Raw genomic sequence first — 889 nt, forward strand, 5'->3', positions numbered from 1 at the left:
GACCTGCGCGGGGGGCAGCCGGGTCGCCTGATCGCCTTGGGCGGCGTCGAGCTGGGACTGGATGAGGAAGATGCTTCCGGTGAGGTCGGCGCCGCCGAGCTTCGCGCCGCGCAGGTCGGCCCCGATCAGGTCGGCGGCCCTGAGATCGGCCCCGCGCAGGTCGGCCCCGATGAGGAACGCGCCGCGCAGGTTCGCGCCCCGCAGATCGGCGCGGCGCAGGTCGGCCCCGGCCAGGTCCGCGCCCCTGAGCTGCTTGCCGGGCGTCCTGCCGCCGCCGCGCCGGCGGCCCTGGCCCTTGGCCAGGCCGGCCCTGGCCAGCTCACTGGCCTTGAGCAGCAGCGCGTTGACCTTTTCCCGATGCTCGCGCAGGTCGAGTTCGGCGAGCGCGTCGGGGGTTTCGCCGGTCAGCCGTTCGGTCTCGGCGTACGCGGCGGCGAGGTCGTCCCGCAACCCGTGCGCGGCGGGAATCGTGAGCGCTTCGCCGATGTACCACAACAGCTCGTGCAGTTGCCGCATGGTGGCGAACACGCCGAACATCGACGCGGTCGTCTCGGGGTGCGCCCGCCAGTCCCGGCCGCCGTAGGTGACCTGGGAGACCTGCTGTCCCGCGCCGAAGCAGTCGAACACCGTGCATCCGGTGAAGCCGCGCTCCCGCAGGGTGGTGTGGACGCCGCAGCGGAAGTCCAGCTCCAGGTTGGGGCAGGGACGCCCGGCGGGCTTGTCGATCGCGAAGTCCGCCGACTTCGCGAACGCGGGCGCGACGCAGCACAACCCGAAACACCGCCCGCAATCCGCCCGCAGATCCCCGGGCCCGGAGTGGTGCTCCTGCGCGGACGGGGGTGTGGCGGGCCCGGGGATCTGCGGGCGGATTGCGGGCGGTGTTTCGGGT

1 protein-coding gene is annotated in these 889 nt (G+C 73.6%); it reads right to left on the reverse strand.

Annotated features, from left to right (window positions below; translation table 11 throughout):
* On the reverse strand, window positions 1-771 hold a 771-nt coding region (locus tag C1I98_RS39360; protein WP_233508588.1), incomplete at its 3' end, for a pentapeptide repeat-containing protein.
* Window positions 772-889 lie beyond the last annotated feature (118 nt).

This window comes from Spongiactinospora gelatinilytica (genome assembly GCF_003236385.1).
In the GTDB taxonomy this organism is placed as follows: domain Bacteria; phylum Actinomycetota; class Actinomycetes; order Streptosporangiales; family Streptosporangiaceae; genus Spongiactinospora; species Spongiactinospora gelatinilytica.